The sequence below is a fragment of the Actinospica durhamensis genome (assembly GCF_018139695.1).
Taxonomy (GTDB): Bacteria; Actinomycetota; Actinomycetes; order Streptomycetales; family Catenulisporaceae; genus Actinospica; species Actinospica durhamensis.
Window position 1 is genome coordinate 63351 of sequence record NZ_JAGSOG010000012.1, and the last position, 7691, is coordinate 71041.

The 7691-nt window shown below is 70.7% G+C and carries 4 protein-coding genes; all 4 read left to right on the forward strand.

From position 1 onward, the window contains the following. Nucleotides 1-4 precede the first annotated feature (4 nt). The 4 genes from KDL01_RS04740 (at nucleotide 5) to KDL01_RS04755 (ending at nucleotide 7592) form a co-directional block, all read left to right on the forward strand. Nucleotides 5-4300, forward strand: a complete 4296-nt coding sequence (locus tag KDL01_RS04740; protein WP_212527079.1) for a non-ribosomal peptide synthetase — start codon at nucleotides 5-7, stop codon at nucleotides 4298-4300. Between the two features lie 4 nt (nucleotides 4301-4304). Next, nucleotides 4305-5129 carry an O-methyltransferase gene (locus KDL01_RS04745; RefSeq protein WP_212527080.1) on the forward strand — a complete coding sequence of 275 codons (825 nt, stop codon included), beginning with the start codon at nucleotides 4305-4307 and terminating at the stop codon, nucleotides 5127-5129. A 31-nt stretch (nucleotides 5130-5160) separates the two neighbouring features. Then, a complete protein-coding gene (locus KDL01_RS04750; protein ID WP_212527081.1) occupies nucleotides 5161-6456 on the forward strand; it encodes an MFS transporter in 1296 nt (431 codons plus the stop codon). Nucleotides 6457-6545: 89 nt separating this feature from the next. Beyond that, entirely contained in the window at nucleotides 6546-7592 is a 1047-nt protein-coding gene (locus tag KDL01_RS04755; RefSeq protein WP_212527082.1) for a MupA/Atu3671 family FMN-dependent luciferase-like monooxygenase, read from the forward strand. Nucleotides 7593-7691: the final 99 nt, after the last annotated feature.

Sequence of the window (7691 nt, forward strand, 5' to 3'; positions counted from 1 at the left end):
ACCGGTGGCGGAACTGCTCGATGAGGCCTTCCTGGCGCGGGCCCGGGCCACGCCGGAGGCGATCGCACTGTCCTGGCCCGGCGGCAGCATGGCCTACGGGGCGCTGGAACAGGCCACTGCGAAACTGGCCGGGCGACTCAGGGCCGCCGGAGTCGGCCCCGAGACCGTGGTGGGCCTGTCCGCCGCGCGCGGGCCCGGGCTCATCCTCGGCATGGTCGCGATCCTCAGGTCCGGCGGTGCGTGGCTGCCGCTCGATCCCGAGTACCCCGCCGACCGGCTGGCGTACATGATCGCCGACTCGGGCCTGTCCGTCCTGCTGGCCGATGCCACGCTGAGCGCGCCGGTCCCGGCCTCGGCGCTCAGGATCGACCTGGACGCGGCACTGAGCGAGCCCGACGACGTGCCCGACGACGTGCTCGACGGCCCGCTGCCGGCCGCGCAGCCCGGGGATCTCGCCTACCTCATCTACACCTCGGGCACGACCGGGCGGCCCAAGGGCGTACTGGTCGAGCACGGCGGCGTGGCCAACTCGGTGCGTGCGATGCGGCTCGCGTGGGGCATCACCGAGCAGGACCGCGTCATCCAGTTCTCCTCGGCCAGCTTCGACGCCTCGGTCTGCGAGATCTGGACGGCGCTGACCGCCGGGGCCACCCTCGTCCTGCGCGACCGGCTGTCCCTGCTGCCCGGACCTGGACTCGTCGACGTCCTGCGGCAGGAGCAGGTGAGCGTCGCGGTCGTGCCGCCCTCGGTCATGGCTGCGCTCCCCGAGGACACACAGCTGCCTGATCTACGCACTCTGGTTCTGCAAGGCGAGGCGCTGACGGCGCAGATCGCCGCGCGTTGGGGTGCGGGTCGGACGCTGTTCAACGGTTACGGCCCGACCGAGGCGTCCATCTGCGCGTCCTCCGCGAGAATCGAGCCCGGACTTCCGGTCACCATCGGGCGGCCGATCGACGGGGCCGCGCTCCGCGTCGTGGACACCGAACTCGCGCCTGTCCCCGCCGGAACGGTCGGTGAGTTGCTGATCGGGGGCGCGGGGGTGGCACGCGGCTACCACAACGTGCCGGCCCTGACGGCTGAGCGGTTCGTCGTGCTCGAAGACGGAGAGCGCGTCTACCGCACCGGCGACATGGCCCGGGAACTGCCCGACGGCACGTACGAGTTCGTGGGCCGCCACGACGGCCAGGTGAAGCTGCGCGGCATCAGGATCGAGGTGGAGGAGATCGCCGCGGTGCTGCGGTCCCATCCACGGGTGCGCGACGCGGCGGTGGTCCTCCGGCAGGAGCGCCTGGTCGGCTACGCCGTGACGGCGGCGAGCGCGGCCGAGCTGCTCGGGTGGTGCGCCGAACGCCTGCCCAACCAGCTCGTACCCTCGGCGATCGTTCCGATCGAGGCCTTCCCGTTGAGCCCCAACGGAAAGCTGGACCGGGACGCGCTGCCCGAGCCGGACCGCGTCCACGCCGGGCTCGCCGCGGCCGGCACGGCGGCACGCACCGATGCCGAGGCAGCCGTCATCGAGATCGTGCGCGAACTGCTCGGCGCGATCCCGGTCGGGGTCGAGGACGACTTCTTCGCGCTCGGCGGACACTCGCTGTCGGTGGGCCGGCTGGCCGCGCGTCTGCGCACACGGCTCGGGGCGGACGTGCCCCTCGCCAAGCTGTATGCGGACTCGACGATCGCGGCCATCGCCGCGTCCGCCGAGGCCGCGGCAGCCGAGGCGGGCTCGGCCGGGGACGCCCCGAACACCCCGCCCGTGCCGCCCCCGGTGGCCGTCGCGGACCGCGCGGCGCCCCTGCCGCTGACCTTTCCGCAGGACCGCGTCTGGTACCTCGACCAGCTGTGGCCGGGCAATTCCGCGTACCACGCCAACGCGTCGCTGAAGCTGCGCGGAGCCCTGGACGTGAACGCGCTCGAACGCGCGCTGTCCGAGATCGTGCGCCGCCACGAGGTGTTCCGCAGCCGGTTCACGGAAGTCGACGGCAGGCCGGTGCAGGTGCCGGTGGACGCGATGCCGATCGAGCTCCCGGTGATCGACCTGACCGACTTCGACCCGGCCGAGCAGCACGCGCGGTCGCGTGCCGTCATCGAGCGGGAGCTGCGTCGGCCCTTCCGGCTGGACGAGCCTCCGCTGGCCCGCTGGACCCTGATCCGCCGCGGCCCGCAGGAACACGAACTCGTCCATATCGAGCACCACCTCGTCCACGACGGCTGGTCCTTCGCCGTGTTCGTCGAGGAACTGGCCGCGCTCTATCCGGCCTACGCCTCCGGGTCCGAGCCCTCGCTCCCGCCGGTGACCCTCCAGATCGGCGACGTGGCGGCGTGGCAGCGGGAATGGCTGCAGGGCCCGGTGCTCGACCGCTACCTCGACCACTGGACGACGGCGATGCACGCCGCGCCGCTGCTGCAACTGCCGCTGGAAGAGCCGAGACCCCCGGAGTTCAGCTTCGAGGGCGCCGCGTTGAAATTCGCGCTGCCCGCCGCGGAATGCGCGGCGATCAGGGCCGGCGCGCGAGCGCACAAGGCGACGCTGTTCAGCGTGATGCTGGCGGGCTTCGCCGCGCTGGTGTCCCGCTACGCGGACCAGGACGACTTCGTCGTCGGCACCACCGCCGCCAACCGCCGCGACCAGGAGGCCGAGCGGGTCGTCGGCATGCTCGTCAACACCCTGCCGCTGCGGATCGACCTGACCGGGGACCCGGCGTTCGGCGAGCTGGTCGAGCGGGTCCAGGCGGTCGTGGCCGACGGTCTCGCCTGGCAGGACATCCCGCTCCAGTACCTCATCAAAGAGCTGATGCTGGAGCGGGACCTGTCCTACAACCCGCTGTTCTCCACGATGTTCAGCTTCCACGACTCGGCCGTGCCCGACCTGGAGTTCGGCGGCCTGACCGGCGAATTCGAGATCCAGCACAACGGCTCGGCCAAGGCGGACCTCAACATCGTGGTGATGCCGCGCGCCGAGCAGCGGCTCGGACGGCCTCGGCGCGAGGAGGACCAGGACATCAAGGTCGTCTGGGAGTACGCGACCGACCTGTTCACGGCCGAGAGCATGGGCCGCATGGCGGCGGCCTACCGCGAGTTGCTGCTCGCCGGTCTGGCCCAGCCGACGCTGCCCCTCTCGCATCTGCCCATCGGCGCCACCGGCGCCATCGGTGCCGTCGCGGCCGAACCCGAGTCCGAACACGCTTCCGTGCCCACGCTCGCAGACCAGTTCGCCGAACAGGTCCGCCGCGTCCCCGACCACGCCGCGATCATCGCCGACCACACGATGACCTACCAGGAACTCGACGAGGCCGCGCGAGCCCTGGTCGAGCGCGTCCAACGCGGAGAGACGACGCTCAAGGCAATTCGAGCCGCGATCCCCGACCGCGGCTGCGCCCTGTTCGTAGCCGAACTCGCCGCCACACAGATCGATGCCACACCACATCGAGAACTGGCCGCGATCTGCACCGAGCTCAAGCGCCGCGAGTTCGCCTCGGGCGCGGTGGCTCAGCTCGCGCCGCCCCAAAGCCCGTTATTCGCACTCGAACTCTGGTCGGCCTTGACCTCGGGCAGCCCCCTGCACGTGATCGAGGCTCACCTCAAGGACCCCGCCGCAACGTCCCACCGTCTTCGCACCCACGAGATCGCCCACGTGATCCTCCCGTCCCGGTTGGCCGACGCACTCGCCGCCGCACTCGCGGCTGGCGGATCCGAGGCGTTGGCCGCCACGCAGACCGCCCTGATCGTCGGCCCGCACCCGACGCCGAGGACCGTGGCGGTCCTCCAAGACGCGTGCGCACGCGTCCTGGTCGGCTTCGGCACCGACTCGGTGCCGCTGCTGGTATGCGACGAGCCCGAGCGGGTGAAGCCGGGCACGCTTCAACTCCGCGGCGGCCATCCGATCCCCGGCCTCGCCGTCGAGGTACGCGACCGAGCCGGCCGCCCGCAACCGCCCGGCGTCCCCGGCCTGCTGCACGCCGCCAACGGCTCCGAGCACGGTGACGAGACCTGGCGGGCCCTACGACGCTCGGACGGCACGATCCAGATCCTCGGCGCCGGAGCCCGATGGCCGGAGGTCAACGGCTTCCGCGTGAGCCCGCATCAGCTCGCGGCAGCGCTGGCCGAGTATCCGCCCGTCGCCCGCGCCCAGGCCCGCTTCCTCGACGGCGTCGTCCTGGCGCAGGTCGTGCTGCGCGAGGGAGCGGAGCTGGGTGATCCAATGCGCCTGCGGATGTTCCTGGCCGACCGCCTCCCCATGTACCAGATGCCTGACGTCGCCAACATATCCGTGGTCGAAGACCTGCCGCCGGACGAGGAGTGAGACCGTGAACCCCAGTCCTGAATTCCTCACCCGCGTCGCACCGCTGTCCGTGCCCGGCAGCGGCACGGAGCGCGTCGCCCCCATGCTCTACCACCTGGTGCACTTCGCGCGTCCGGCCCGCGTGCTCGAGATCGGCATGGGATACACCACCCCGTTCCTCGCGCAGGCGCTGCGGGAGCTGGGCGAGGCGGTGGAGTCCGAGTCCGAGGCGCTCGCCGCCAAGAGCGCGCGCTACGAGCAGGACGAGCGAGCCCTGGACGTGGCCTGGCTCGAGCAGCCGCCGGCCCTGGCCTCACCCGAGTTCTATCTCGAGCCCTACAAGCCCGAGATGGTCGCCGTGGACGACCTCAGCTCCGGGAAGTCCTCGGCCCGGTATGTGGACTCCGCGCTCCAGGATCTGGGACTAGCCGATTTGGTCAGCACCGTCGACTGCAAGCTGGCCGACCTGCCGGAGAGCACCGATCCCGCCTTCACGACGCCGTTCGACCTGGTGTGGCTCGACGCCTGGGACTGCCTGACGTTCTTCGAAGAGTGCTGGCACCTCGTCTCGCCCGACGGCGGGCTGCTGGTCATGCACTACCTGCTGACCTATCCCGAGGGCGCGGCCATCCTCGAGTACCTCAAGTCCTGCCAGCGCACCCAGCCGGGCTCCTTCGAGCTGGTCAGCATCCTGGAACCGCACAAGCTCGCGCAGAACAGCATCACTGTCCTGCGACGCACAGACGGCTACGCCGACGCGAACCACGCGCCGGGCGGAGCGGTCCGCTTCTCCCCGGAACTCCACGAAGCGGCGAGGAACCACGCGCACAGCCGAACCCACCGGCACTGACTCCCACGACGAGATCGGACTGGCTCGAGAAATGACGGATACGAAGGGCGTGCAGGCGGCGGACGCCCAGACCGCCGAACGCAAGAAGCCCGGATCGCTGCTGCGGCACCGCGACTTCCTGCTGCTGTGGACCGGCCAGACGGTCAGCGAGGCGGGCACCGCGGTCTCCACCGTGGCGCTGCCGCTGGTCGCCGTCACCGTGCTGAAGGCCTCCGCGTTCCAGGTCGCGATGCTGACCTTCCTGGCCTCACTCGCGTTCCTGCTCGTCTCACTGCCCGCGGGCGTCGTCGTCGACCGGGTGCGCAGGCACAGCCTGATGATGTGGTGCGACGTGGCCCGCACGGTGCTGGTCCTGTCGATCCCGCTCACCGCCGTGCTCTGGCACGTGACGCTGTGGCTGCTGTACGTGGTGGCCGGCCTGGTGGGACTGCTGACGGTGTTCTTCGACGTCGCGTACCAGAGCTACACCCCGACACTGGTCGGACCGCAGCAGATCCAGGACGCCAACGCCAAGATCGGCATGTCCCGCGAGGTGTCCCGGCTGGCCGGCCCAGCCGTCGCCGGTGCCCTGGTGGACCTGATCGGCGCGGCCCGGGCCCTGTTCATCGACGCCGGCTCCTTCGCGGTCAGCGCCCTCTCGCTGTTCCTGATCCGCACCCCGGAGCCGGCCGTGACCGGCGGCGCCGCCCGGGTGCCGTTCCGCACCGCGATGAACGAGGGCCTCGGCTTCGTACTCAAGCACCCGGTGCTGCGGATGATCGTGGCGAGCACGGGCACGTACAACTTCTTCAACCAGGCGGGCGCCGCGGTCTACGTACTGTTCCTGGTGCGCAACCTGCACGCCTCGGCGGCCGCGGTCGGCCTCGTCTTCGCCGCCGGCGCGGTCGGCGGCGTCATCGGCGGGTCGCTCTCCCCGAGGATGGCCAGGAAGTTCGGCTCGGCCCGGATCATCTGGCTCGCCCAGCTGCTCCCGGCGCCGCTCTACCTGCTGATGCCGCTCGCGCCGGCCGGAACCCTGGGCGTGGTCCTGTTCGCCATCGGCTACGCGGCGGACGGATTCATGGTGCTGGTCTACAACACCGCGCAGCTGACCTACCGGCAGCGCGAGTGCCCGCCCGAGCTGCTCGGACGGATGAACGCCAGCGTCCGCTGGATCGTCTGGGGCACCATCCCGCTCGGCGCGCTGCTCGGCGGCGGGCTCGCGACCTGGGCCGGAGTGCGCACGACGGTCTGGGTCTCCACGATCGGCGGAATCCTCGCGGTGATCTGGCTGCTGGCCTCGCCGCTGCGCACCATGCGCGACATCCCCGAGCTGCCCGCGGACTGACGGACTGACGGACCGATCGATCCGCGTCCGAACCGTAGGACCCGAGCAAGAGCAAGAGCTGTAGCTAGAGCGCAGGACAGGAGCGGCAGATGGACTTCTCTCTCTTCTACTTCGCCGACGACGCGGAGAGCGAGGACGCGACCGCCGACGCCTACCGCCTGATGCTCGACGGAGCCCGCTTCGCCGACCAGCACGGCTTCACCGCGGTCTGGACGCCCGAGCGCCACTTCCACCAGTTCGGCGGCCTCTACCCCAACCCCTCGGTCACCGCGGCAGCCATCGCCGCGGTGACCGAGCGGGTGCACATCAGAGCAGGGAGCGTAGTGGCCCCGCTCCACCACCCGATCCGCATCGCCGAAGAGTGGTCCGTAGTGGACCGCCTCTCAGCCGGCCGCGCAGGAATCTCCTTCGCCCCCGGCTGGCACGCCACCGACTTCGCCCTACGCCCCGAGTCCTACGACGAGCGGAGAAAAGTGATGTTCGAGACCCTCGACCAGGTCCGAGACCTGTGGCGGGGCAAGCCGATCCAGGTACGCGACGGCGCCGGAGAACCGCGCGAAGTACGTTCCTTCCCACGACCAGTCCAGCCAGAACTCCCCGTCTGGATCACCAGCTCCGGCAACCCCGAGACCTTCGTCAACGCAGGCCGTGCAGGCGCCGGACTCCTCACCCACCTGCTAGGCCAAGACCCCGACGATCTCGCCAAGAAGATCACCGCCTACCGCACAGCCTCCGCCGCCGAAGGCTTCGGCAACGGCCACGTAGTCCTGATGGTCCACACCTTCCTAGCCGAACAAGAGCAGACCGCCCGCGAACAGGTCCGCGAACCCCTAATGGCCTACCTACGCAGCTCCTTCGACCTCTTAGCGGCCTCATCAAAGGTCCGCGGCGTCCAAGTAGACGCCGCCGCCCTAGAGCCCGACGAGATCGAGTTCTTCCTCGAGCGCTCCTTCGACCGCTACTACGCAGACGGCGGCCTCCTCGGCACCCCAGGCCAAGCCGCAGCCAACCTCGACCGCTTCGCCCGCCTAGGCGTCGACGAGATCGCCTGCCTGATCGACTTCGGCATCCCCTACGACCAGGCGATGCACAGCCTCCACCTCCTCGACGGCCTCCGCGCGCGATTCCAGGGCTGAGGTCTGTCCTGCGTGACGCAGCCCCCTGGCGCAGTCCCCGTGCGTCAGAGTGCGCTGGGCGGCGTGGATCGCGGGCGCCTTCTAGGCTCTGTGCCCGCC

Bases quoted from the DNA above. Each gene is read 5' to 3' on its own strand.
- KDL01_RS04750 (WP_212527081.1), top strand. From the start codon at position 5,161: ATGACGGATACGAAGGGCGTGCAGGCGGCGGACGCCCAGACCGCCGAA.
- KDL01_RS04755 (WP_212527082.1), top strand. From the start codon at position 6,546: ATGGACTTCTCTCTCTTCTACTTCGCCGACGACGCGGAGAGCGAGGAC.